Source organism: Geodermatophilus sp. SYSU D00814 (genome assembly GCF_054050055.1).
This window is the reverse complement of sequence record NZ_JBJGYP010000011.1, coordinates 105,061-126,424: the sequence shown is the minus strand read 5'-3', so window position 1 is coordinate 126,424 and position 21,364 is coordinate 105,061. Positions and strand designations below refer to the sequence as shown.

26 protein-coding genes, 1 other RNA gene and 1 riboswitch are annotated in these 21,364 nt (G+C 73.7%); of the genes, 9 read left to right on the top strand and 18 right to left on the bottom strand.

Features of this window, described 5'->3' with window-relative positions:
* Window positions 1–138: 138 nt before the first annotated feature.
* The 5 genes from ACI780_RS10865 to ACI780_RS10845 form a co-directional block, all read right to left on the bottom strand.
* Complete coding sequence (locus ACI780_RS10865; RefSeq protein WP_457002854.1) at window positions 139–723, bottom strand: dihydrofolate reductase family protein; 585 nt, start codon at window positions 721–723, stop codon at window positions 139–141.
* Window positions 724–813: 90 nt separating this feature from the next.
* The gene (locus ACI780_RS10860; protein ID WP_457002852.1) at window positions 814–1,347 is read right to left on the bottom strand and encodes a class F sortase; all 534 of its coding nucleotides are present in this window, start codon (window positions 1,345–1,347) and stop codon (window positions 814–816) included.
* A gap of 352 nt (window positions 1,348–1,699) precedes the next feature.
* Window positions 1,700–2,158 carry a hypothetical protein gene (locus ACI780_RS10855; protein WP_456872491.1) on the bottom strand — a complete coding sequence of 153 codons (459 nt, stop codon included), beginning with the start codon at window positions 2,156–2,158 and terminating at the stop codon, window positions 1,700–1,702.
* Window positions 2,159–2,380: 222 nt separating this feature from the next.
* Window positions 2,381–2,944: a dihydrofolate reductase family protein gene (locus tag ACI780_RS10850; RefSeq protein WP_457002850.1), complete on the bottom strand. Its 564-nt coding sequence runs from the start codon at window positions 2,942–2,944 to the stop codon at window positions 2,381–2,383.
* A gap of 205 nt (window positions 2,945–3,149) precedes the next feature.
* Window positions 3,150–3,317, bottom strand: coding sequence for a hypothetical protein (locus tag ACI780_RS10845; RefSeq protein ID WP_457002848.1), 168 nt, complete (start codon window positions 3,315–3,317; stop codon window positions 3,150–3,152).
* A gap of 390 nt (window positions 3,318–3,707) precedes the next feature.
* On the opposite strand from ACI780_RS10845, the gene ACI780_RS10840 reads away from it, so the two are divergent.
* Both ACI780_RS10840 and ACI780_RS10835 read left to right on the top strand, forming a co-directional pair.
* On the top strand, window positions 3,708–4,019 hold the full coding sequence (locus ACI780_RS10840; RefSeq protein WP_457002846.1) for a trypco2 family protein: 312 nt from the start codon (window positions 3,708–3,710) through the stop codon (window positions 4,017–4,019).
* 14 nt (window positions 4,020–4,033) lie between these two features.
* Window positions 4,034–5,647 (top strand): S1 family peptidase, encoded by a 1,614-nt coding sequence (locus ACI780_RS10835; RefSeq protein WP_457002844.1) that lies wholly within the window; start codon window positions 4,034–4,036, stop codon window positions 5,645–5,647.
* A gap of 120 nt (window positions 5,648–5,767) precedes the next feature.
* Here ACI780_RS10835 and rnpB read toward each other — a convergent pair.
* Window positions 5,768–6,177, bottom strand: an RNA gene (rnpB, locus tag ACI780_RS10830) — RNase P RNA component class A.
* A 203-nt stretch (window positions 6,178–6,380) separates the two neighbouring features.
* A riboswitch (cyclic di-AMP (ydaO/yuaA leader) is annotated at window positions 6,381–6,541 on the top strand.
* A 274-nt stretch (window positions 6,542–6,815) separates the two neighbouring features.
* On the opposite strand from rnpB, the gene ACI780_RS10825 reads away from it, so the two are divergent.
* Complete coding sequence (locus ACI780_RS10825) at window positions 6,816–7,448, top strand: hypothetical protein (protein ID WP_456870275.1); 633 nt, start codon at window positions 6,816–6,818, stop codon at window positions 7,446–7,448.
* A gap of 76 nt (window positions 7,449–7,524) precedes the next feature.
* Here the strand turns inward: ACI780_RS10825 and ACI780_RS10820 are convergent, their stop codons facing one another.
* From ACI780_RS10820 to ACI780_RS10810, 3 genes are all read right to left on the bottom strand, one after another.
* Window positions 7,525–8,247, bottom strand: coding sequence for a PIG-L deacetylase family protein (locus ACI780_RS10820; RefSeq protein ID WP_456870274.1), 723 nt, complete (start codon window positions 8,245–8,247; stop codon window positions 7,525–7,527).
* A gap of 49 nt (window positions 8,248–8,296) precedes the next feature.
* Window positions 8,297–8,797 (bottom strand): DUF1203 domain-containing protein, encoded by a 501-nt coding sequence (locus ACI780_RS10815; RefSeq protein ID WP_456870273.1) that lies wholly within the window; start codon window positions 8,795–8,797, stop codon window positions 8,297–8,299.
* Between the two features lie 73 nt (window positions 8,798–8,870).
* On the bottom strand, window positions 8,871–9,230 hold the full coding sequence (locus ACI780_RS10810; protein ID WP_457002841.1) for a DoxX family protein: 360 nt from the start codon (window positions 9,228–9,230) through the stop codon (window positions 8,871–8,873).
* A gap of 24 nt (window positions 9,231–9,254) precedes the next feature.
* On the opposite strand from ACI780_RS10810, the gene ACI780_RS10805 reads away from it, so the two are divergent.
* Both ACI780_RS10805 and ACI780_RS10800 read left to right on the top strand, forming a co-directional pair.
* On the top strand, window positions 9,255–10,010 hold the full coding sequence (locus ACI780_RS10805; RefSeq protein WP_457002839.1) for a sulfite exporter TauE/SafE family protein: 756 nt from the start codon (window positions 9,255–9,257) through the stop codon (window positions 10,008–10,010).
* 20 nt (window positions 10,011–10,030) lie between these two features.
* A complete protein-coding gene (locus tag ACI780_RS10800; RefSeq protein ID WP_456870270.1) occupies window positions 10,031–10,321 on the top strand; it encodes an ArsB/NhaD family transporter in 291 nt (96 codons plus the stop codon).
* 68 nt (window positions 10,322–10,389) lie between these two features.
* On the opposite strand, the gene nadA is transcribed toward ACI780_RS10800, so the two are convergent.
* Together nadA and ACI780_RS10790 are read right to left on the bottom strand one after the other, a co-directional pair.
* Complete coding sequence (nadA, locus tag ACI780_RS10795; protein WP_457002837.1) at window positions 10,390–11,421, bottom strand: quinolinate synthase NadA; 1,032 nt, start codon at window positions 11,419–11,421, stop codon at window positions 10,390–10,392.
* Window positions 11,422–11,524: 103 nt separating this feature from the next.
* A complete protein-coding gene (locus tag ACI780_RS10790; RefSeq protein ID WP_457002835.1) occupies window positions 11,525–12,115 on the bottom strand; it encodes a dihydrofolate reductase family protein in 591 nt (196 codons plus the stop codon).
* A gap of 145 nt (window positions 12,116–12,260) precedes the next feature.
* Here ACI780_RS10790 and ACI780_RS10785 point away from each other — a divergent pair, with 145 nt between their 5' ends.
* From ACI780_RS10785 to ACI780_RS10775, 3 genes are read left to right on the top strand one after another with little or no spacing between them, the layout of a single operon-like run.
* Window positions 12,261–13,139 (top strand): ABC transporter substrate-binding protein, encoded by an 879-nt coding sequence (locus ACI780_RS10785; RefSeq protein WP_456870267.1) that lies wholly within the window; start codon window positions 12,261–12,263, stop codon window positions 13,137–13,139.
* A gap of 5 nt (window positions 13,140–13,144) precedes the next feature.
* Window positions 13,145–14,017 (top strand): amino acid ABC transporter permease, encoded by an 873-nt coding sequence (locus ACI780_RS10780; RefSeq protein ID WP_456870266.1) that lies wholly within the window; start codon window positions 13,145–13,147, stop codon window positions 14,015–14,017.
* Complete coding sequence (locus tag ACI780_RS10775; protein ID WP_457002832.1) at window positions 14,014–14,757, top strand: amino acid ABC transporter ATP-binding protein; 744 nt, start codon at window positions 14,014–14,016, stop codon at window positions 14,755–14,757. The genes ACI780_RS10780 and ACI780_RS10775 overlap by 4 nt, the downstream gene beginning before the upstream one ends.
* Before the next feature lie 83 nt (window positions 14,758–14,840).
* Here ACI780_RS10775 and ACI780_RS10770 read toward each other — a convergent pair whose 3' ends face one another.
* The 7 genes from ACI780_RS10770 to ACI780_RS10740 are packed head-to-tail and all read right to left on the bottom strand — an operon-like array spanning window position 14,841 to window position 20,521.
* A complete protein-coding gene (locus ACI780_RS10770) occupies window positions 14,841–15,935 on the bottom strand; it encodes a bifunctional RNase H/acid phosphatase (protein WP_457002830.1) in 1,095 nt (364 codons plus the stop codon).
* Window positions 15,932–16,672, bottom strand: coding sequence for a zinc ribbon domain-containing protein (locus ACI780_RS10765; protein WP_457002828.1), 741 nt, complete (start codon window positions 16,670–16,672; stop codon window positions 15,932–15,934). Before ACI780_RS10765 ends, ACI780_RS10770 begins: the two co-directional genes overlap by 4 nt.
* Before the next feature lie 9 nt (window positions 16,673–16,681).
* A complete protein-coding gene (gene mctP / locus ACI780_RS10760) occupies window positions 16,682–18,319 on the bottom strand; it encodes a monocarboxylate uptake permease MctP (RefSeq protein ID WP_456870262.1) in 1,638 nt (545 codons plus the stop codon).
* A gap of 3 nt (window positions 18,320–18,322) precedes the next feature.
* Window positions 18,323–18,649, bottom strand: a complete 327-nt coding sequence (locus ACI780_RS10755; RefSeq protein WP_456870261.1) for a DUF3311 domain-containing protein — start codon at window positions 18,647–18,649, stop codon at window positions 18,323–18,325.
* 15 nt (window positions 18,650–18,664) lie between these two features.
* Window positions 18,665–19,513, bottom strand: a complete 849-nt coding sequence (locus tag ACI780_RS10750) for a Nif3-like dinuclear metal center hexameric protein (protein WP_457002825.1) — start codon at window positions 19,511–19,513, stop codon at window positions 18,665–18,667.
* A gap of 16 nt (window positions 19,514–19,529) precedes the next feature.
* Entirely contained in the window at window positions 19,530–20,015 is a 486-nt protein-coding gene (locus tag ACI780_RS10745; RefSeq protein ID WP_457002823.1) for a GNAT family N-acetyltransferase, read from the bottom strand.
* Entirely contained in the window at window positions 20,012–20,521 is a 510-nt protein-coding gene (locus tag ACI780_RS10740; RefSeq protein WP_456870258.1) for a DUF2867 domain-containing protein, read from the bottom strand. The genes ACI780_RS10745 and ACI780_RS10740 overlap by 4 nt, the downstream gene beginning before the upstream one ends.
* Window positions 20,522–20,572: 51 nt before the next feature.
* On the opposite strand from ACI780_RS10740, the gene ACI780_RS10735 reads away from it, so the two are divergent.
* Window positions 20,573–21,139, top strand: a complete 567-nt coding sequence (locus ACI780_RS10735) for a TetR/AcrR family transcriptional regulator (protein ID WP_457002821.1) — start codon at window positions 20,573–20,575, stop codon at window positions 21,137–21,139.
* The last annotated feature ends 225 nt before the right edge of the window (window positions 21,140–21,364 follow it).

Below are 21,364 nucleotides of genomic sequence, written 5' to 3'. Positions count from 1 at the left end.
AGCAGGTCCACGCACCGGCACGGCCGGTGACAGCGGCAGGATGCCGGTCGCCCGGCCGGCACGGCCCCCGGAGCGGTACGCGGTCGGCAGCCGTGGCGCGCGGGTTGCCCGCAGTGACGGCGTGGTGACGCAGGGGGGTCAGCCGTGCAGTGTGGGCCGGTAGACGAGCTCCAGGGTGCGGCCGTCGAGCGTGCGGCTCTCCAGCAGCTCGAGGTCGAAGTCGGCCGCGCCGGCGAAGACCGGGTCCGTCCCGGTGCGGCCGGAGATCACCGGGAAGACGGTCACCTGCACGCGGTCGACCAGCCCGGCGGCCATCAGCGAGCGGTTCATCGACAGACTGCCGTGCGAGCGCAGCGGCACGTCCGACTCCTCCTTGAGCCGGGCGACGACGTCGACGGCGTCCCCGCTCACCAGGGTCGCGTCCGGCCAGTCGAGCGCACCCTCGAGCGTCGAGGAGACCACCGTCGTCGGCAGGGTCCGCATCCGGGTGTTCAGCGGGTCCTTCGCCGCGGACTCCTCGGTGAGCGGGTCCAGCAGCGCCACGAACTCCCGGTAGGTGTTGCCTCCGAGGACCAGCCGCTGCTCCTGCCGGTACTGCGCGAGGCGGTGGTCGAGGAACTCGGGGCCCTGCTTGCCCCAGAAGCCGCCCCAGTCGCCGCCCTCGCCGTAGGAGCCGAAGCCGTCGAGAGTGCAGAGGACGTCGAAGGTGTAGACGGCGGTCACGGCTGTCTCCTCGGGCGCCGGCGGTCGGTGTCGGGGTGCAGACCGGCGACCCCGGCCCGACTCATCGCGCACAGCCCGCTGCGCGCACTGTCAGCCGACGGCCGCGAGGCTGGCGAACACGATGACGTTGTCCCGGTAGTCGCCCGTGTCCTCGTCGAACGTCCCGCCGCAGGTGATCAGGCGCAGGCCGGCGTGGTCGATGTCGCCGTAGACCTCCTCCGTCGGGAAGTCGTCCTTGGGGTGCTCCTCGACGCGGTCGACCCGGAAGGTGGCGACGCTGCCGTCGGCTCGGTCGACGACGACGGTGTCCCCGCGGCGCAGCTCCCGCAGCCCGGAGAAGGCCCCCGGCTCGCCGTCCCAGTCGACGTGACCGGCGAGGACCGCGGGCCCGAGCTGGCCGGGCGTGGGACTGCCGTCGTACCAACCGACCGGATAGGCACCCGGCGGGACCTCCATGGAGCCGTCCCGCTCCAGGCCGAGTTGCATGATCCGGGACGTCACCCCCAGGGCCGGGATCTGGACCCGCCGGGGAGTGCTGGCCGGCAGCTGTCCTGCGCTGGCCGCAGGACTGATCGCCTCGGCAGCAGGCGCGGAGGAGGTCGCGGTCGCGGTCGGGGCGTCCACGGCGAGGGGGACGTCGAGTCGGACGGGGTCGCTCGCGTCCTGGGGCAGGACGACGATCGCAGCGACACCCGCGGCCGCGAGCACCGCGGAGGTGCCCGCCCAGGCCCGGGCCGCGCGGGGCCGGGCGGTCCGGACCGTGCGGCCACGGGGCCGTCCGTAGCGGGTGACCCGAGGCGGCCGGGCGAGGAGAGCCTGCAGCTCAGCGTCGGAGGTCGACGTCCCCGCGACCGGTGGCGGAGGCGGTGGCGGAGGCGGTGGCGGGTACGCCGCGACGATGCGCACCGCGACACCCGCCCCGGCCACCGTGTGGCCGGGGCGGGTGTCGGGTGCGCGGTGCCGCACGTCGCGGAGGTCAGACGGTCGCGCGGGAGCTGCGCCGGGCAGCGAAGGCAGCCCCACCGGCCGCGGTCAGGGCGACGCCGCCCAGGACGTAGGGCAGGGCGCTGGCCTCGTCGGACGCGCTGCCGTCGCCGGCGGCAACGGCGCCCGCCGGGCGGGTCGCGACCTGAGCGCCACCGGTCGCGCCACCGGTCGCGGCGCCCGTCGTTGCGCCCGTCGTGGCACCGGTCGTGGCACCGGTCGTGGTGCTCGTCCCCCTCGACGGGAGGCTCTCGCAGGCGCGGCCATCGTTGTCGTCCCCGTCGAGGCCATTGGGGTCACTCGGGTCCTGGTCGTAGACGGCCTGGGCGTCCTCCTGGTACTGGAAGTCCTCCAGGCAGTTCAGGTCGGCGGCCTGGGCCGTGCCGGCGAAGCCGAAGGACAGGGCCGCGGTGAACAGGACACCAGCGGCGGCGGTGGTGGTACGACGCATGATCGAGACTCCAAGAGCTGTGGGGCGAGGTGGATGCCACCCTCACACGGCGAAACCGTTCCGATACGGCGTGTTCTGGAAGCACTTGTGCCAGTGATTGGCTCGAGGTCCGGCGACTCTCGCCAGGCGCGGACACGCCAGTCCCAGGCGTCCCAGGAGCAGCACCACATCGCTTCGTGCCCTCGGGTGACCGGAGCCCGGGCCGACTCGAGGTCGGCGTGCTCAGCGCCTGGTCTCGTACCTCGTCAGGAGCACGCCGTCGGGGAACGTCCGGGTCTCCACGAGGCTCAGGTCCACCCAGTTGTCCAGGGCCGTGAAGAACGGTCTGCCGCCGCCCACGAGGACCGGGTGGGTGACGAGCACGTACTCGTCCACCAGCCCGGCCCGCATGGCCGCCGCGGCGAGGGTGGCGCCGCCGATGTCCATCGGGCCACCGTCCTCGGCTTTGAGCCGAGTGATCTCCGTGACCGCGTCGCCGGTGACCAGGCGGGCGTTCCCGTCGACCGCGCTGATCGTCGACGAGAACACCACCTTCGGCATGTCCCGCCAGCGGTGGGCGAACTGGACCTGCGCCGCTGTGACACCCGGCTGCTGGTCGGCGGTCGGCCAGTGGGAGCTCATCGCCTCCCACAGTCGGCGTCCGTACAGCGCCGTGCCCGTCGCCCCCACCCGGTCGGACCAGAACTGGAACAGCTCGTCGCTCGGCACGCTCCAGCCGAGGTCGTCGCCGGGCGCGGCGGTGTAGCCGTCCAGGCTCACGTTCATGCCGAAGGTCAGTCGCCGCACGCTGCCAGCCTCCCGTGAGTCGGCCTCCCGCGGTACGGACCGGCACGGCGCGGACGACTCATCGGTCGGGCCGCACCTGGGCACGACTCGGCCAAGCGTATGCCGGCGCCACCTCAAAGCGCAGGTCGGCGTTCGCCGGGCTTGCGACCTGGCCGGTTGAGCCGTACATCCTCTGACCTGCGTAAGCACCTTCTGACGGCTGTCATCAGCCCTCGGCTGGTTTCGACGTCATGTGCCCCTGACGTGCCCCATCGGTGCGCCACGGCTGACGGGTCGCCTCGCCGGAGTCGTCGTCGACCCGCCGCGTCAGCACGTCGGCCAGTACGGCGAGGTCGTAGAAGTCGGCTCCGGTGCTGGTGCGCCAGGGGGTCATGCCGTAGCGCAGCCGCCACACCGGCGGGGTGACCGGGCGGAGGTTGCGGCGTCGAGCGGGGTCGGCGGGGCGGGCATTTCCACGCCACTCGAGGCAGCAGGCGGATGAAAGGGACGACGGCCGAGTCGGCCGGCACCTCGGAATGACTCGCCGTGTCGACCGGTGCTTGTTGCTGCTGCCGCGGGCGCGTCGTCCTCCCCAAGACATCGTCAACCAGCAACGTCGGAACCGACGAGGTTGAGGTCACCACCTCTCAGCGGAGTTGCGTGCTCGAGGACCTGCCACGGGCCAGCGATCCCGAGGCTCCTCGCTGATCAGTGGGCCGACCGCGGCGGATTCTTCCGCTCACGCGGGCATTTACTGGCGCGTTGCTGGGCGGTAACCTTGACCATGACCACCGAGGACGCCCGTGGATTCCTTGCGCCTGTGACCTTGAACGAGGCCATCGGCGAACTCAGACGTGAACTGGCTGCATCCGTCTTGAGCGCCCAAGACGAGGGCATCCGATTCGAGGTCGGCGAGATCGAAGTCGAGTTCTCCGTAACGGTGGAGCGTGAGATCGGCGCGTCAGGCGGAGTCAAGTTTTGGGTCGTCAACGCCGAGGCGAATGCAACATCCAATCGCTCGGCCACGCATCGCATTCTCGTTCCCTTGACTCCGCGGACTCCTGGTGGTGGTCCATTGCTCACCGGCCGGGACTAGTTGCCATGTCATGGTTGGAGGCACCCTTCGACCCGGACCGAGCCGTCGCAGTGTTGCAGGGCGGCAAGCAGCGCGCGAGCGGCTACGCACTGGGCGCACGATTGATCCTGACGTGCGAGCACTTCCTGAGAACCGGTGAGCTTGCCATCCGACCGCGCACGTCGTCGCTCACACGACCCGCGACTCTGGTCGAACGATTCCCGAGCGCCGATGTCGCCATCCTGCACTGCGAGGATCTGGGGGAACTGCCTCCTGTGACGATCGGCCTGGTGGAGCCGGTCGGCCGCGACAGCATGACTTTCGAGATGTACGGCTGGCCACTGTGGTCAACTGAGCGGGGAACCGATGGCGCTCTTCTGGAGGGCGGCCGACTGGTACGCGGCACGTTTGAACCGTCGGACACGTCACCGGACAACAACCTCGTACTACAGCCAACTCGAATGGGCGGCAACATACGGTCTGGCTGGACTGGGATGTCTGGGGCAGCGGTTTTCAGCCTTGACCGACTCGTGGCGGTGCAGCGCCGCCTGTTGAATCCGGACGACGCGAGTTCGATCGAGGCAAGACCCCTCGCACCCCTATTTGATGATCCCACCTTCGCCAGTCTGACCACGGACGCAGGCATCTTGCTGGATCAGCAATGGGCTCCGAGGCGGGTGGGCACGACGACACGCAGCCGACTGGAGTTGCATGGGCCATCACGTGTGCCCTTGCTGTCCACAGCCACATTTATCGTCAGAGTGGACGGTTGGCCAACACTCAGCTACTCGTTCTCTGGTGTCCGCAACAGCCAGCCGCAACACGGATCCGCCTCGGCTACTCCGCAGGTCGAGATCCATGCCGCTTTCGTGGACGCCGATCAGGTGGGGACCTCGGGCAGACTCCTTGTCGAGGCAAGCGGCGGCGAGAGAGATGAGCGCACACTCACTCGTTCCATCCTCGTCGAGGGCCCAGAAGATGTGGACTTGGCGTCGGGGTACGAGACCGTCATCCAAGTCCTAGAGCGGGTACGCGCCATGGGAAGCCCGAGTACCGCATTACGGGCAGCGAAGATCTGCGAGGACGGTCTTCGTCGACTGCGAGCCGCGACCCGACTCGCCGATCACTCGATGGTCGCCTCGATGATCGATCAGGGCTTGGCAGGGGCGGCCGAATGTCTCGCTACCGAGCGCTCGTGGATACGCAGGAAACTCGCCGACCAGGACGCTACACGGTCAGAGGAGGTGCGCCAGACCTCCAAGTATGCTTTCCACCGCGCCTACGCCGTTAGAAGCAAATTGCGCGAGCAAGGACTGTCGCTGCCGGCCGACGAGCGAACCGACGAGGAGCGGGACATCGCCATGACACTGCTCGGATTTCGCGACTATGCGACACTGCAAGAACACCTTGACCCCGGCTTGGGGACGATCCTCACGAATCTCGGCCCATTCGAACGGACGATGCTGAAGATGCTGCAATCCGGCGAAGTGGACCTCCACCATCCCGACTTCACGGGTGCGGTGCCAGAGATCCAGGCGAAGACTTACGATCTCGTCAATGCTCTCATCACCGAAGGCTGGGCCCGCTGGGCACGCGACTACCGCCTGACCCTCACACAGGTCGGGCGCGCTGGCTTGAACGACATCTGAATGACGAGATCGACGTGACGCGGAGTGCTCCAATGAGAACGAGCCACTCTGCGCCTGGCTTGTCATCCGGGAGCTGCAGTCAACGTACTCATAGTGCGTCCAGGGCGTAGCGGAGGACGACGGACGAGTCGGCCTGTACGCCGGGTTCTGTCCTCGGGCGCCTCGCGGCCTCCCGATGGGCGGTCATCCATCTAGGCCCGCCGTTGCCGGCGGGCTCGAGCGGTCCACCCGCAGGCCTCGGGCGGGCAGCCCTCGAACGCCTGCGCGGGACGCCGGCCGGTCACCCGTCCGCCGTCCCTTCTCGACCTTGCTCCGGGTGGGGTTTACCGAGCCACACCGGTCACCCGGTGTGCGGTGGTCTCTTACACCGCCGTTTCACCCTTACCAGCGCGAACGCTGGCGGTCTGTTCTCTGTGGCACTGTCCCGCGGGTCACCCCGGGTCGCTGTTGGCGACCACCCTGCCCTATGGAGCCCGGACGTTCCTCGGCGACGGGGTCTCCCCCGCCGACGCGACCGCCCGGCCGACTCGTCCGTCGTGCCGGTCAGTCTACGGGGCCACCCGACGGGGTTCCGCGACGTCCCGTTGCCACCGACACGCGCAGCGCGACGCGACACGCCGTCGGCCACCTGCCAACTCCTCCAGTTCACCGCCCTGGAGTTGGCACGAGTGCACAAGCCCTCTACGGTTTGCCGCGTCCGGCCGGTCGTCGAGTCCCCCGACCGGGGGAACCGCGCCGGATGCCGCCGAGTCGGGGCCACGCCCGTGGACCCGAACCGGGGACCCACCGCACCACTGGGGTGAGTCCCGCCTCCCGAGCCCCGCTCGGGGGCGGGTAGGGCGCATCCCCGCCCGAACCCGTCAGCTGACCCGGTAGGCGGCCACGGGAGAAAGGGAGATCTGCACCGAGGTGCGCCGCAGTGGCGCCTCGCCCTCGCGCGCCTCGCCCTCCAGACACCACCGCCGCGACCCGCCCGCACGCCGGCCGGTCGCCGCGTGGACGAGCACGGACCCGACGGTTCCCGCGTCGGCCCTGCCCTCCGGGGCACGGCCTCCACGTGGGGCCCGACGGCGCCTGTCCGTCCCCCCCGGTTCCCCCTCATCCGCGACGGGGTCCCGCCGCGTCCCAGCGGCGTCCCCGCGGACCATCGTCAGGAGTTCTCTTCACCATGCCCTCGAACACCCACCGCCGCACCGGCGTCCGCCGGACCCTGACCGTCGGCGCCTTCGCCGTCGTCTTCGGCCTCGCCGGGCAGTCCGTCGCCCAGGCCCAGGACTGGGACCGGGGCCGGGACTGGGACCGCGGCTGGGACCGCTGGGACCGGACGGCGGCCACCGCCCAGGCCGAGGCCCCCGCACCCGAGGCGGCTCCCGCCCCGGCCCCCGCTCCCGCGGTCCCGGCAGGGGCGGCGGCGCCGGCGCCGGCCGTCTCGCTGCCCGTCTCGACCGACCTGAGCGGCAAGCCGACCCCGACCTCGACCGCGTACAGCGCGTGGGCCGAGCACGTCCGCCCCGTCGTCGCCGACGTCACCGCGACCCACGGGGTCTCCACGGTCCTCACCCGGCCCGGCCACTCCCCCACCCAGCAGCTCGCCGCGGACTTCATGGTCTACGCCGACTCCGCCAAGGGTGACGCCGTCGCCCAGTACGTGATCGACAACGCCGAGCAGTTCGGCGTCGAGTACGTCATCTGGAAGCAGCGGATCTTCATCATCGGCGGCTCCGGCTGGCAGGCGATGGAGGACCGCGGGTCGATCACCGCCAACCACTACGACCACGTGCACGTCAGCTTCAACCCCTGACCGGCGCAGGACGCGGCCCCGAGCCCCCCGGGGCCGCGTCCTCGTCCTCCCCGTGCGGCGAGAGCCCCGACGACGGTCAGCCGGCGTAGAGCGTGAACCCGGTCAGCCGGCGCCCGGCGTCGTCGGCCGGGGTCGCCGACTCGACCTGCCGCCGCGCCTGCTCCTCGACCGGGTCGTCCGACAGCGCCTGCAGGTAGCGGCGGTGCTCGGCGAGCGAGGCCACCGCCCGGTCGACGACGCCGGTGACGTCGACGGTGTGCGTCACCCCCACCGGCGTGGAGACGGCGGTCCACCGCACGCCCCGCCACGGCTCCGGGTCGGCGAGCTCGGGGAAGATCCACTCGTTCGCCGCGTCGCCCACGGCGTCGACGGCCGAGCGGCCCAGCGCGCGGTGGTCGGCGCTGTTCCAGTAGGCAGGGGCCACGCCCGGCGGCGTCCACGTCTCCCCGAAGTGCAGGGTGACCACCAGCTCCGGGCGGTGCCGGCGGACCGCCGCGGCCAGCGACCGCCGCAGGTCCAGCCCCTCGGTGAGCCGTCCGTCGGGGTGGCCGAGGAACTCCACCACCGACACCCCCACCGCCGCCGCGGCCGCCCGCTGCTCCCGCTCGCGCAGGGGCCCGGCGGCCTCCGGCGGCAGCCCGGCGATGCCGGCCTCCCCGCTGGTGGCCAGCACGTAGCGGACGTCGCGCCCGGCGGCGGTCCAGGCGGCGACGGCGGCCGCGCAGCCGTACTCGACGTCGTCGGGGTGGGCGACGACGACCAGCGCGCGTTCCCAGTCGTCGGGCAGCGGTTCGACCATCCCGGCAGTCTGCCCGGGTCGACCGCGGCCGGGGCGACGCGCGCGGGGGTCAGCGGCCGGCCGCGCGCACCCGGTAGGTGAAGCACTGCTCGGCCAGGGCGCGCACGTGGACCTCGTGCACCACCGGGTCGGCGAGCAGCTCCTGGAGGGAGTCCTCGACGTCCTCGCCCTCGGGGACGACCCGGATCGCCGAGTAGTCCAGCGACCCGTCCTCCCGGTACCCGCGCAGCACGCGCGGCCCCTGCCGCAACTCCGGGGGCAGTCCGGAGGTCTCGGCCCACCCCTCGCACGGCCGGGCGTGCACGAACACCGGACCCACCTCCCGCCACGGGGACCGCCCGCGCAGCGGGGCGTGGGCGACGAGCCAGACCTCGTCGTCCGGGCGGGCGCGGCGCAGGCAGCACCGCAGCGGGACCCCCGCCGCGTCGGGCCACGGCACCGGGACGTTGCCCTCGGTGTCCCGCCCGCTGCGCCGGATCCCGTCGAGCTCCGCGGGGTCGATGGCGTGCACGGTGAGCACGGGAGCGGGCTGCACGGGCGTCGTCGTCATGCCTCCACGGTCGTCGTCGCCGGGCCCGTGGTCCGGCGGGAATCGGACACCGCAGGGACCTCCGGCGCCGGTGTCAGCGCCCGCGGGCCACGCGCAGCGCCGCACCGACCAGTGGCACCTGCAGCGGCAGCCGCACGAGCCCGGCGGCCAGCAGGGCCGGCCGGCCGCGGGCCACCCGCAGGTGGTGCAGGTGCGCGGGCACGAAGGACGTCAGCAGCGCGGCGGCCACCCAGCCGCCGACGCGCCGGGTGGGCGGCGCGGTGAGCAGCGCCGCGGCGGCCCGCTCGGCGACGCCGCTCGCGAGCACCCAGGCACGGGCGTCCCCGAGCTCGGGCGGGACCAGCCACTCGTAGGTCCGCGGCCGCAGGAGGTGCAGCACGCCGGACCCGCCCAGGGCGGCGGCGAGCCAGGTCGCGGGGGCGGGCGGTCGCACGGGGTCACCGTAGGCTCCGGCTCCGTGTCCGCCGCCGACCTCCTCATCGCCGCGGCGGTCGCCCTGAGCGCCGGCGTGATCAACTCCATCGCCGGCGGCGGCTCCCTGGTGCTGTTCCCCACGCTGGTGGCGCTGGGGCTGCCGACGGTCGCGGCCAACGTGACCAACTCGGTGGCGCAGTGGCCGGGCTACCTCGGCGGGATGGCCGGGTTCCGCCGCGAGTACACCGGCCAGGGCCGGCGGATGGCCCGCCTCGGCGCGGTGTCGGTGCTCGGCGGGGCGGCGGGCAGCGTGCTCCTGTTGACCACGCCGAGCGAGGCCTTCGACGTCGTCGTCCCGGTGCTGGTGCTGCTGGCCAGCCTGCTGCTGGCGGTGCAGCCGCTGCTCACCCGGCGGCTGCCCGACCGCGACGACGACGCCGCCGCGCGCGACCCGTGGTGGCTGTACGTGGCGCTGTTCCTCGCCACCGTCTACGGCGGCTACTTCGGCGGGGCGCTCGGGGTGATCCTCGTCGGCGTCCTCGGGACCGCGCTGCACCGGTTGCAACTGGCCAACGCGCTCAAGTCGGCGCTGTCCGCGGTGACCGCGACGGTGACCCTCGTCGTCTTCGGGCTCTTCGGGCCGGTCGCCTGGCCCGTGGTCGCCGTCGCGGCCCCGGCCAGCCTGGTGGGCGGCTTCGCCGGCGCCCGGATCGCCGAGCGCATCCCCGCGACGCCGCTGCGCGTGCTGATCGTCGTCTTCGGCGTCGGGGTGTCGGTCTACCTGTTCACCCGGATCTGACCCCGGTCGCGCTGCTCACCGTGGCGGTGGTCACCGCGGTGCTGGCCAACCTGGTCGACAACCTGCCGGCGACCCTGGCGCTGCTGCCGGTGGCCGCCGCCGTCGGCCCGGGTGCGGTGCTGGCCGTGCTGATCGGCGTGGACGTCGGCCCGAACCTGACCTACACCGGGTCGCTGGCCGACCTGCTGTGGCGCCGGGTGCTGGGGGCCGGTGCACCGACCGCGGGCCGGTTCGCCGCGGTCGGCCTGGCGACCGTGCCGCTGACCCTGACCGCGGCCACCCTCGCCCTCTGGCTCGCCCTCCAGTGGTGAGGTGCTGTAACGGCCCCGCTGCAGGGTCCGATCGCGAGCCTGCGAGCGATGGGGGGCAGCGGGGTCCTTCACTCGCCGCCGCGGCCGGGCTCGCCGATGGCGATCATCGCCTCGACGGCGCGGCGGGCGCGGGCGGCGGTGTCGGGGTCGACGTCGATCGCGCCCTCGCCGGTGCGCAGCGTGTGCAGCAGCTTCTCCGGCGTGATCATCTTCATGTAGCGGCAGGCGGCGCGGTCGTTCATCGGGATGAACGCCGTCCCGGAGTTGAGCGAGCGCAGCTGGTGCAGGATGCCCACCTCGGTGGCCACCAGGACCTGGCCCGACGTCGTGCGCGCCGCCGCCTCGACCATCCCGCCGGTGGACAGCACGCGGGTGCGGTCGGCCGGCAGGTCACCGTGGCTGACCAGGTCGAGCACGGAGGTGGTGCAGCCGCACTCGGGGTGCACGAGGATCTCCGCGTCGGGGTGCGCGGCGACCCGGGCGCGCACGTCGGCCGGGCTGATGCCGGCGTGCACGTGGCACTCCCCCGCCCACACGTGGATGTCGTCCCGCCCGGTGACGCGCTTGACGTGCGCGCCGAGGAACTGGTCGGGGCAGAAGAGGATCTCGCGGTCCTCGGGGATCGACCGGATGACGTCGGCGGCGTTGGACGAGGTGCAGCAGATGTCGGTCTCGGCCTTCACCGCGGCGGTGGTGTTGACGTAGCTGACGACGACGGCGCCGGGGTGCTCCGCCTTCCACTCGCGCAGCTGCGCGGCGGTGATCGAGTCGGCGAGGGAGCACCCGGCGGCGTGGTCGGGCAGCAGCACCGTCTTGTCCGGCGAGAGGATCTTCGCCGTCTCGGCCATGAAGTGGACGCCGCAGAACACGATCTCGCGGGCGTCGGTCTGCGCGGCGACGCGGGACAGGTAGAGGGAGTCGCCGGTGAAGTGCGCGACGTCCTGGATCTCGGGCACCTGGTAGTTGTGCGCGAGCACGACCGCGCCGCGCTCGTCGGCCAGCCGGCGCACCTCGGCGGCCCAGGTCTCGAACTCGGCGGGCGACAGGGTGCGCTCGTCGCCGACGGCGGCGGTGGGGGCGGGCGCGGTGGTCGCGGTCACGGGGCTCCTCGCGGGGGGACGGGGCTCTCATGCTCCCTGCGGCGTCGCCGGCCGCGACGGCGGGGTGCCCGGTGCAACGCCCGGCGCCCCGGCCGGCTTCCCGTCAGCGGCGGACGTCGTAGACCAGGTGGGTCACCCGTGACCCCTGGACCACCACCGGGTCCTCGAACGCGATCTCCGGCGGCCCGCCGGTGCCGAAGTACGGCCTGCCCGACCCCAGGACGACCGGGACGAGGGCGAACACCACGCGGTCGACCAGGCCGGCCCGCAGCGCCTGCCCACCGACGTCCCCGGCGGTCACCGTGACGTCCCGGTCGCCGGCGAACGCCCTGGCCCGCTCGACCGCCGTCGCCACGTCGGGCACGAACGTGAACGGCGCCGTGCCGGCGTGCGGCCAGTCGTCGGCCGGCCGGTGGGTGACGACGAAGACGTGCTCGCCGCCGGGCGGCACGCCCTCCCACCCGTTGGTGAGGTCGAACAGCCGGCGGCCGCAGACCATCGCGGCCGTCCTCGCCACGTGCTCCCGCAGGAACCGCGCCGTCGGCTCGGTGACCCGGAAGGGCCGGTCCGGGTCGCTGAGGGGCACCTCGACGTCGCCGTTGCCGTACCAGTCGAACAGCGGGCCGGGCATGTCGTCGTCCCTGCCGACGTACCCGTCCAGCGACACCGCCGCGAACACGACCACCCTGCCCATCGCGATCCCTCCTCCTGGTCCGTGCGTGCAGGGAGGACCGCCGGCGGCTGCTCAACTCATCGGTTGACGACCGGACCCGGCCGTCCTGCAAGGGAGGCGCCCTAGGATCTGCGCGCCGACCCCACCCCGAGTCAAGGGACCCCCGATGCGCCGTCGTCCGCTCCCCCTCGTCCTGGCCGCCGCCACCACGCTGGCGCTGGCGGCCTGCGCCCCGCAGGAGGAGTCCACCGACGCCGGGTCCACCAGCGGCGGCGGGTCGGCGGCGACCGGCGCCTGCACCCCCGACGAGCTCGACACCCTCGAGCCGGGGACGCTGACCGTCGCCACCGACCAGCCCGCCTACGAGCCCTGGGTCGTCGACGACACCCCGGAGAACGGGGAGGGCTTCGAGTCCGCCGTCGCCTACGCCGTCGCCGAGCAGCTCGGCTACGCCGAGGACGACGTCACCTGGACCCGCGTGCCGTTCACCGCCGCGATCCAGCCCGGCCCGCGGCCGTTCGACTTCGACATCAACCAGTTCTCCATCACCGAGGAGCGCCGGCAGGCCGTCGACTTCTCCTCGCCGTACTACACCGTCAGCCAGGCGGTCATCACGACGGCGGGCTCCGCGGCCGACGGCGCCACGAGCCTGGCGGACCTGCAGGACCTGCGGCTGGGCGCCCAGGTGGCGACGACGAGCCTCGACGTCCTCACCGAGGTCATCGCCCCCGAGACCGAGCCGGTCGTGTTCAACACCAACGACGACGCCAAGCTCGCGCTGCAGAACGGCCAGGTCGACGCCATCGTCGTCGACCTCCCGACCGCCTTCTACATCACCTCCGCGGAGCTGGACAACGGCGTGATCGTCGGCCAGCTCGAGGACTCGGGCGAGGGCGGCGACCAGTTCGGCCTGCTGCTGGCCAAGGACAGCCCGCTGACCGACTGCGTGTCCCAGGCGGTCGACGCGCTGCGCGAGGACGGCACGCTCGCCGACCTCGAGCAGCAGTGGCTCTCCGACGTCGCCGACGCACCCGTCCTGTCCTGAGCGCGGTGGTCACCGGCGGCGGGGTCCCGGCCCTCCCGCCGCCCAGCGAGCTCGAGCTCGGCCGCCGGGCCTGGCGACGGCGCCGGGCCCGCCGCTCGACCCTCGTGGCGCTGGCCTCCACGCTGCTGTTCGCCGCCGTCGCGTACGTGGCGGTCACCCGATCGCCGGGCTGGCCGCGCGTGCAGGCCACCTTCTTCTCCCTGTCGGTGGCGTGGGACTCGCTCCCCGAGATCGCCCGCGGGCTGCTGGTCAACCTGCAGGTGCTCGTCGTCGGCGGGCTGCTCGTGCTGGTGGTGGGCCTGGGCATCGCGGCGCTGCGGACGCTGCGCGGCCCGGCGTGGGCGCCGCTGCGGATCCTCGCGACCGTCTACGTCGACCTGTTCCGCGGCATCCCGCTGATCATCGTGCTGTACCTGGTCGGCTTCGGGTTCCCCGCGCTGGGCCTGCAGGGCGTGCCGACGTCGCCGTTCGTCCTCGGGACGGCGGCCATCGTGATCGTCTACTCCGCGTACGTGGCCGAGGTGTTCCGGGCCGGCATCGAGTCGGTGCACCCCAGCCAGCGCGCCGCGGCCCGCTCGCTGGGGCTCACCCACCGGCAGACGATGCGGATCGTCGTCCTGCCGCAGGCACTGCGCACGGTCACCCCGGCGCTGCTCAACGACTTCGTCGCGCTGCAGAAGGACGTCGGGCTGATCTCGGTGCTCGGCGCGGTCGACGCGGTGCGCTCGGCGCAGATCCTGGTCGGGCAGAGCTTCAACTTCACGCCGTACGTCGTCGCCGGGCTGCTGTTCGTGTTGCTCGCCATCCCCTCGGCCCGCTTCGCCGACGCCGTCACCGCCCGCGCCCGCCGCCGCCAGCAGAGCGGGTCGCTGCTGTGACCGTGCTCGAGCTGCGCGGGATCGTGAAGGCGTTCGGGGACGACGTCGTGCTGCGCGGGGTGGACCTCGCCGTCGACGAGCACCGGGTGGTGGCGCTCATCGGCGGGTCGGGGTCGGGCAAGTCCACGCTGCTGCGCTGCGCCTCGCTGCTGGAGACCGTCGACGACGGGCAGGTGCTGCTCGACGGCGAGGACGTCACCGACCCGCGGGTCGACGCCGACCGGGTGCGCCGGCGGATGGGCGTCGTCTTCCAGGCCTACAACCTGTTCCCGCACCTGTCGGTGCTCGACAACGTGACGCTCGCGCCGACCGCCGTGCACGGGCGGCCGAGGGCCGAGGCGGTCGAGGAGGCGCGGGGGCTGCTCGGGCGCATCGGGCTGGCCGACAAGGCGCTGGAGTACCCCGACCGGCTCTCCGGCGGGCAGCAGCAGCGGGTGGCCATCGTGCGCGCGCTCGCCGTCCGCCCGCGGGTGCTGCTGCTCGACGAGGTGACCAGCGCGCTGGACCCCGAGCTGGTCGGCGAGGTGCTCGCCCTGGTGCGGGAGGTGGCCGGTCAGGGCATGACGATCGTGATGGCCACCCACGAGATGGGTTTCGCCCGGCAGGTGGCCGACACGGTGGCCTTCCTCGACGGCGGGGTGCTGCTGGAGTCCGGCCCGCCGGGGCAGGTGCTCGGCGACCCGGAGCACCCGCGGACCCGGCAGTTCCTCGCCCGGGTCATCGACGCCGGCCGGCTGTAGGCGCGTGCCTCCCCGCGCGAGATCGGCGGTCTCGTGGCCGTCAGCGCGCGATGGCCACGAGACCGCCGATCTCGACGAGCCGCTCAGCGCAGGTGGGCGGTGTCGTTCACCAGCCGCACCGACGTGCGGCCGTCGGAGCTCCACGCCACCGTCGACAGCGACGCGGCCTCCAGGAACACCCGGTGCACGACCTCGTCGCCGACGTCGAGGCCCGCGGCCAGCAGCAGCTTGATCGGGGTCACGTGGCTGACCACCAGCACCGTCCGCCCGGCGTGCCGCTCGAGCAGCCGCGTCCGCGCCCGGGCCACCCGCCGCGACACGTCGGCCACCGACTCACCGCCCGGCGCGGCCACCGTGACGTCGGCGGCGAACCGGCGGACGGCCAGCGGGTGGCGCGCCCGCGCCTCGGCGGCGCTCAGCCCCTCGAGGTCGCCGAAGTCGAGCTCGACGAGGTCGTCGTCGTACTCGACCGGCAGGCCCAGCGCCGCGGCCACGGTCTCGGCGGTCTCCCGGGTGCGGCGCAGCGGCGAGGCGACGACGACCTCGATGCCGAGCTCCTTGGCCCGGACGGCGGCCGCCTCGGCCTCCGCCCGCCCGGTGGCCGACAGCGGCAGGTCGTTGCGGCCGCTGTAGCGGCGCTCGGGCGTGTGCTCGGTCTGCCCGTGCCGCAGCAGGTGCGTGACCGTGGTGACCACGGGCGCCGGCTCGGCGGCGGGCTGCACGTCGTCGCCGGTCACGGACGGCTCGGCGGCGGCGTCGCGGTGCACCGGCCGGCCGTCCATCGCGCTGTTGGCCAGGGCGTCGGCGGCGGAGTTCTGCGCGCGCGGCACCCAGGTGTAGCGGACGCTGCCCAGCTGCCGCGCGATGGCGCGGGCCTGCACGGCCAGCTTCTGCATGTCCGGGTGCTTGATCTTCCAGCGGCCCGACATCTGCTCGACGACGAGCTTGGAGTCCATCCGCACCTCGACGTCGGCGCCCGGGTCGAGATCCAGCACGGCCTGCAGGCCGGCCACCAGGCCGCCGTACTCGGCCACGTTGTTCGTCGCCCGCCCCACGGACGCCGCCCGCTCGGCGAGCACCCGCCCGGTGCCGGCGTCGCGGACCAGCGCGCCGTAGCCCGCCGGGCCGGGGTTGCCCCGCGAGCCGCCGTCGGCCTCGACGACCAGCTTCCGGCTCACAGCCCGGACTCGGCGGTGCGCACGAGGATGCGGCCGCAGTTCTCGCAGCGGACCACCTCGTGCGGGTCGGCGTTGCGGACGGCGGCCAGCTCACGGCCGTTGAGCTCGATGCGGCAGCCCTGGCACTGGCGGGCCTTGAGCACCGCCGCGCCGGTGGTGCCGGTCTGGGCGCGGATGCGGTCGTAGAGCGCCAGCAGCTGCTCGGAGATGCCGGCGGCGACCTCGGCACGGGCGGCCTCGTGCCGGGCGGTGGCGTCGGCGATGTCGGCGAGGGCGTCGTCGCGCAGCTGCTCGGCCCGCTCGCGGTCGGCGACGGCCGAGGTCCGGCCCTCCTGGGCGGCGACGAGCGTGGCGTCGGCGGTCTCGCGGCGCTCCATGAGCTCGAGCACCTGGTCCTCGAGGTCGGACTGCCGCCGGGACAGCGACTGCAGCTCCGACTGCAGGGAGGTGATCTCCTTCGCCGTCGCGGCGCCGGAGTCGATCCGCCCCTGGTCGCGCGCCGCCCGCTGCCGGACGGTCTCGACGTCGGCCTCCAGCCGCTTCTGCTCCCGGTCGAGGTCGCGCACCTCGGTCTCGGCGTGGACCTCGGCCTCGGCGAAGCCGCGCTCGGCCTCGGCGGCGGCCTCGACGGCGGCGACCTCCGGCAGCGTCCGCTTCCGGTGGGCGAGCTGGGTGAGCGCGACGTCCTCGCCGGCCAGCGTCAGGAGCTTCTGCTGCTCGAAGTGGTCGGCCTTCACCCGACCAACTTACCGTCGGGCCGGGCGCTCCCCTCCCGGCGGCGCGGACTCCAGCGGGTCGGGCAGCTCGCGGAAGGTGGGGTCCTCCCGCTCGGCGGTGTAGTCGGTGTCCGCCGTCCCGTCGACTCCGTCGGGCACCTTCGCCGCCCGCAGCGCCAGCGTCACCAGGACGACGACGAGCAGGTTGGCCGCCAGCGCCAGCAGGCCGGTGTAGACCGACGACGCCGCGTCCAGGCCCAGCTTCGACAGCGCGAAGGACGACCCGCCGAAGTGCTCGCGCACCACCGTCCCGTCCGGGCCCAGCCGCGGGGTGTTGTAGAGCATCAGCAGGCCCGCGGTCATGCCGGCGACCCAGCCGGCGATGAGCCCGCCGCGGTGCATCCAGCGGGTGTAGAGGCCCAGCGCCACCGACGGCAGCGTCTGCAGGATGATCACGCCGCCGATGAGCTGCAGGTCGATGGAGAACTGCGGGTCGATGAACAGGATCGCCGCGACCGCGCCGAGCTTGACCACCAGCGAGACGACCTTGGCCACCTGCGCCTCCTGCCGCGGGGTGGCGTCCCGCTTGAGGAACTCCTTGTAGATGTTGCGGGTGAACAGGTTGGCCGCGGCGATCGACATGATCGCCGCCGGCACCAGCGCGCCGATGCCGATCGCGGCGAAGGCGATGCCGGCGAACCAGCTCGGGAACATCTCCTGGAACAGCACCGGCACGACGGTGTTGCCGTCCTCGCCGATCGGCGTCACGCCGGCCGCGATCGCCATGAAGCCCAGCAGCGCGATGAACCCCAGCGCCAGGCTGTAGACGGGCAGCGCGCTCATGTTGCGCTTGAGCACGTCGCGGTTGCTGGCCGCCAGCAGCCCGGTGATCGAGTGCGGGTAGAGGAACAGGGCGAGCGCCGAACCGAGGGCCAGGGTGGCGTAGCCCAGCTGGCCGGTGGCAGGCAGCAGCACCCCCGCGCCCGTGCCGGCGGAGAACTTCTCCTCCGCGGCGCCGAAGATCGCGTCCCAGCCGCCGAGCTTCACCGGGATGACGATCACCGCGACGATGATCGTCAGGTAGATGAGCGTGTCCTTGACGAAGGCGATCAGCGCCGGCGCCCGCAGCCCCGAGTTGTAGGTGTAGAGCGCGAGGATCACGAACGCGACGATGAGCGGCAGCTCGCCCTCGACGCCCATCGCCTTGAGGATCGCCTCGATGCCGACCAGCTGGAGGGCGATGTAGGGCATCGTCGCGACGATCCCGGTCAGCGCCACCAGCAGGGCCATCGTCGGCGAGTCGAACCGCGAGCGGACGAAGTCCGCCGGGGTGACGAACCCGCGCACGTGGCTGACCGACCACAGCCGGATGACCACCAGGAACACCAGCGGGTAGATCACCACGGTGTAGGGGACGGCGAAGAACCCGGCGGCGCCCGCGCCGAACATCAGCGCCGGGACGGCGACGAAGGTGTAGGCGGTGTAGAGGTCACCGCCGAGCAGGAACCAGGTGATCCAGGTGCCGAAGTTGCGCCCGCCCAGGCCCCACTCGTCGAGGTGCATGAGGTCGTCCGCGCGCCGCCAGCGGGCGGCGACGAACCCCATGACCGTGACGACGAGGAACAGGACGATGACGATCGAGAGCTCGACGACGTTGACCCCGTCCACGGCTCAGCGCTCCCGGTCTCGGCGGGCGGCGTCGCGGGCGGCGTCGCGCGTGGCGTTGTCCCGGGCGATCGCGTCCCGGGCGGCGGCCTGCTCGGCCGGGCTGCGCCGGGTGGCCCGGTAGACCAGGACGGTGGTCAGCACACCGAGGGCGACGAAGGCCAGCTGCAGCCAGTAGAAGAGCGGCCAGCCGAACAGCGTCGGCTCGACGCGGTTGTAGAGCGGCACGATCAGCGGCACCACGATCGGCACCAGCAGCAGCCAGTTCCAGGGGCTGCGGTCGCTGCGCCGGGGGGCCGCACCCCCCGTCGTCGGTCCTTGGGCGGTGGCCACGGCGTCCTCCCCGTCTCAGCCGGCCGCGCGGGCCGGGTCCCCTCCTGCCGACCGGCCCCGGTGCACCGTCCACGGGTCGGTGCGGTGCCGGGAGGCGGCGGCCTCGACCCTGCCGGACAGGTCGGTGACCAGCACCTCGGCGGCCACGGGCACCCAGGGCCACTCGGAGGCGAAGTGTGCCACGTCACACACCGCGGGGCCGGTCGACTCCTGCGACTCCGAGACCGGGTGGTGCCGCAGGTCGCTAGTGAGGAGGACGTCGGCTCCTGCCGCCGCGGCGGCCGGCAGCAGGGAGCCGCCGCTGCCCCCGCAGACGGCGACCGTGCGCACCGGCCGGCCGGGGTCGCCGGCCGCGCGGACCCCGCCCTCGGTGGCGGGCAGCACCGCGGCCGCGTGCGCGGCGAAGGCGGCCAGCGTCGTCGGCGCGGGCAGCTCGCCCACCCGGCCCAGTCCCTGCCGCGAGCCGGGCGCCACCGGCTCCAGCGGCCGGGTGCCGGTCAGCCCGAGGACGGCGGCCAGCGCGTCGTTCACCCCGACGTCGGCGGCGCGGTCGGCGTTGGTGTGCGCCACGAACAGCCCGCAGCCGGCGCGCACGAGGCGGTGCACCAGCCGCCCCTTCGGGTCGTCGGCGGGAACGCCGTGCACCGGGGTGAGGAACAGCGGGTGGTGGGTGACCAGCAGCTGCGCGCCGCGCTCGATCGCCTCGTCGACGACGGCGGCCACCGGGTCGACGGCGACGAGCACCCGCTCCACCGGCTCGGCGGGGTCGCCGCACACCAGCCCGACGGCGTCCCAGCTCTCGGCGAGCGCGGGGTCGTAGCGGGCCTCCAGCGCGGCGACGACCTCGCCCAGGGTGGCGGTCACGGGCGCCGACCCTAGGTCAGACGGGGCGGCCCATCACGACGCGGCGGCCGGGGACCCCCAGGCCCGCGGCCGCCTCCCGGTCGACGAGCGCGGCCAGCTCCGGACCGGGGTCGGCGACCTCGGTGAAGCCGCGCGCGGCGTACCAGGGCGCGTTCCACGGCACGTCGGCGTAGGTGGTCAGCGTGACCCGCGCGGCCCCGGCGTCGCGGGCGGTCCGCAGGGCGGCGTCGAGCAGCGCGGTCCCGAGGCCGCGCCGGCCCGCCGCGGGGTGCACCGACAGCTGCTCGAGGTGCACGTCGCCGTCGACCCGCTCCAGGACGGCGAAGCCGATCGCCGGCTGCCCCACGACCAGGACCCGCCATGCCGCCGCCCGCTCCTGCGCCGTGTGCGGCGGCGGGAGGTCGGTGATGCCCGCCGTCGCGAACAGCGCGTCGGCGGCGGCCTCGATCGCCGGCAGCCGCTCGAGGTCGGCCGGCCCGGCGACGCGGACGTCGTCCCTCACCGTCGTGCCGCCGGAGGGGCCGCCCGCTGCACCACCCGGCGCAGCATGCCCGGCACCACCCGCGCGTGGAACGGCCGGACGACGCCGAAGTAGGCCCGGCCCAGGACGTTGTGCCGCCGGACGACGGTGACCGCCACCAGCTCGTGCCCCGGCGGCGCGGGACGCACGTGCAGGACCAGCCGGAAGTCCAGGTGCCGGTCGTCGACGCCGAGGACCGCGGTGTCCGCGGCCGCCGAGAGCACGGGGAACAGCCCCGTCCCGGTGCGCAGGTGGAGCGGCCGGACGAGCACGGTGCGCACGCCCATCAGCGCCCGCACCCACGGCGGGACGGCGGCCGGGCCGAACGCGGCGAGCCAGTCGCGGGCGTCGGTCGAGGCCCCGGACGGGACGGCGACCGCGAAGGCGTCGGTGAAGTCCGCGCCGTCCAGGGCGGCGGCGGTGACCAGGTCGGGCGGCACCGGCACCGCGCGGGGCCGGCCGGTCCGCAGTTCCGCGTCGAGCTCCACGGCCCACCTCCGTACGCCACCGTATGGTGCTCCGTACCGTAGCGTACGGACGTGCCTGCGCGGGAGCGGTTGTCGGCCGAGGACTGGTCCCGGGCCGCGCTGGAGGCGCTGGGCCGCGGCGGGCTGGCCGCGGTCGCCGTCGAGCCGATCGCCGCCCGCCTGGGCGCCACCAAGGGCAGCTTCTACTGGCACTTCCCCGGCCGCGACGCACTCGTCGAGGCCGCCCTCGGGCTCTGGGAGCGGGCGCACACCGACGCCGTCATCGCCGACCTCGACCGGCTAACCGACCCGCGCGAGCGGCTGCGCAGCCTCACCGAGCGCACGCTGGGCCACGCCGGCGACGGCGACCCCGTCGTCTCGCTGCTGCGCGACGTCGACGACCCGCGGGTGCGGCGGGTGCTCGCCACGGTCACCCGGCGCCGCGTGGCCTACGTGCGCGCCACGCTCGTCGAGGCCGGCGTCCCGCCCGAGGAGGCCGGCCGCCGCGCGACCCTCGCCTACGCGGCCTACGTCGGCTGGTGGCAGGTGCGCGCGGTCGCGCCCGAGCTGGCCCCCGCGGGGACGCCGTCGTCGGGGCACGCACAGGTCCTGCTCGCGATCCTGCTGCCGGACGCCTGACCCGCGTCCGGGGTCACCGCCGCGCGTCCTCCCCCACCGCCGTGCGTCCTCCCTCACCGTCGACCGTGCGGGAGGACGCCCCACGATCAGGTCACCTGATCCCGGAGCGTCGGTCCGCGTCCTGGCTCACCGCCGCGCGTCCTGGCTCACCGTCGACCGTGAGCCAGGACGCGACACGACCAGGTCACCTGATCGTCCGCGCGACCCCCGCGGCGGGTGGCAGGC

Bases quoted from the DNA above. Each gene is read 5' to 3' on its own strand.
- ACI780_RS10790 (WP_457002835.1), bottom strand. From the start codon at position 12,115: ATGGGCAGGGTGGTCGTGTTCGCGGCGGTGTCGCTGGACGGGTACGTC.
- ACI780_RS10845 (WP_457002848.1), bottom strand. From the start codon at position 3,317: ATGACCCCCTGGCGCACCAGCACCGGAGCCGACTTCTACGACCTCGCC.
- ACI780_RS10820 (WP_456870274.1), bottom strand. From the start codon at position 8,247: ATGGTCGAACCGCTGCCCGACGACTGGGAACGCGCGCTGGTCGTCGTC.
- ACI780_RS10785 (WP_456870267.1), top strand. From the start codon at position 12,261: ATGCGCCGTCGTCCGCTCCCCCTCGTCCTGGCCGCCGCCACCACGCTG.
- ACI780_RS10840 (WP_457002846.1), top strand. From the start codon at position 3,708: ATGACCACCGAGGACGCCCGTGGATTCCTTGCGCCTGTGACCTTGAAC.
- ACI780_RS10825 (WP_456870275.1), top strand. From the start codon at position 6,816: ATGCCCTCGAACACCCACCGCCGCACCGGCGTCCGCCGGACCCTGACC.
- ACI780_RS10855 (WP_456872491.1), bottom strand. From the start codon at position 2,158: ATGCGTCGTACCACCACCGCCGCCGCTGGTGTCCTGTTCACCGCGGCC.
- ACI780_RS10815 (WP_456870273.1), bottom strand. From the start codon at position 8,797: ATGACGACGACGCCCGTGCAGCCCGCTCCCGTGCTCACCGTGCACGCC.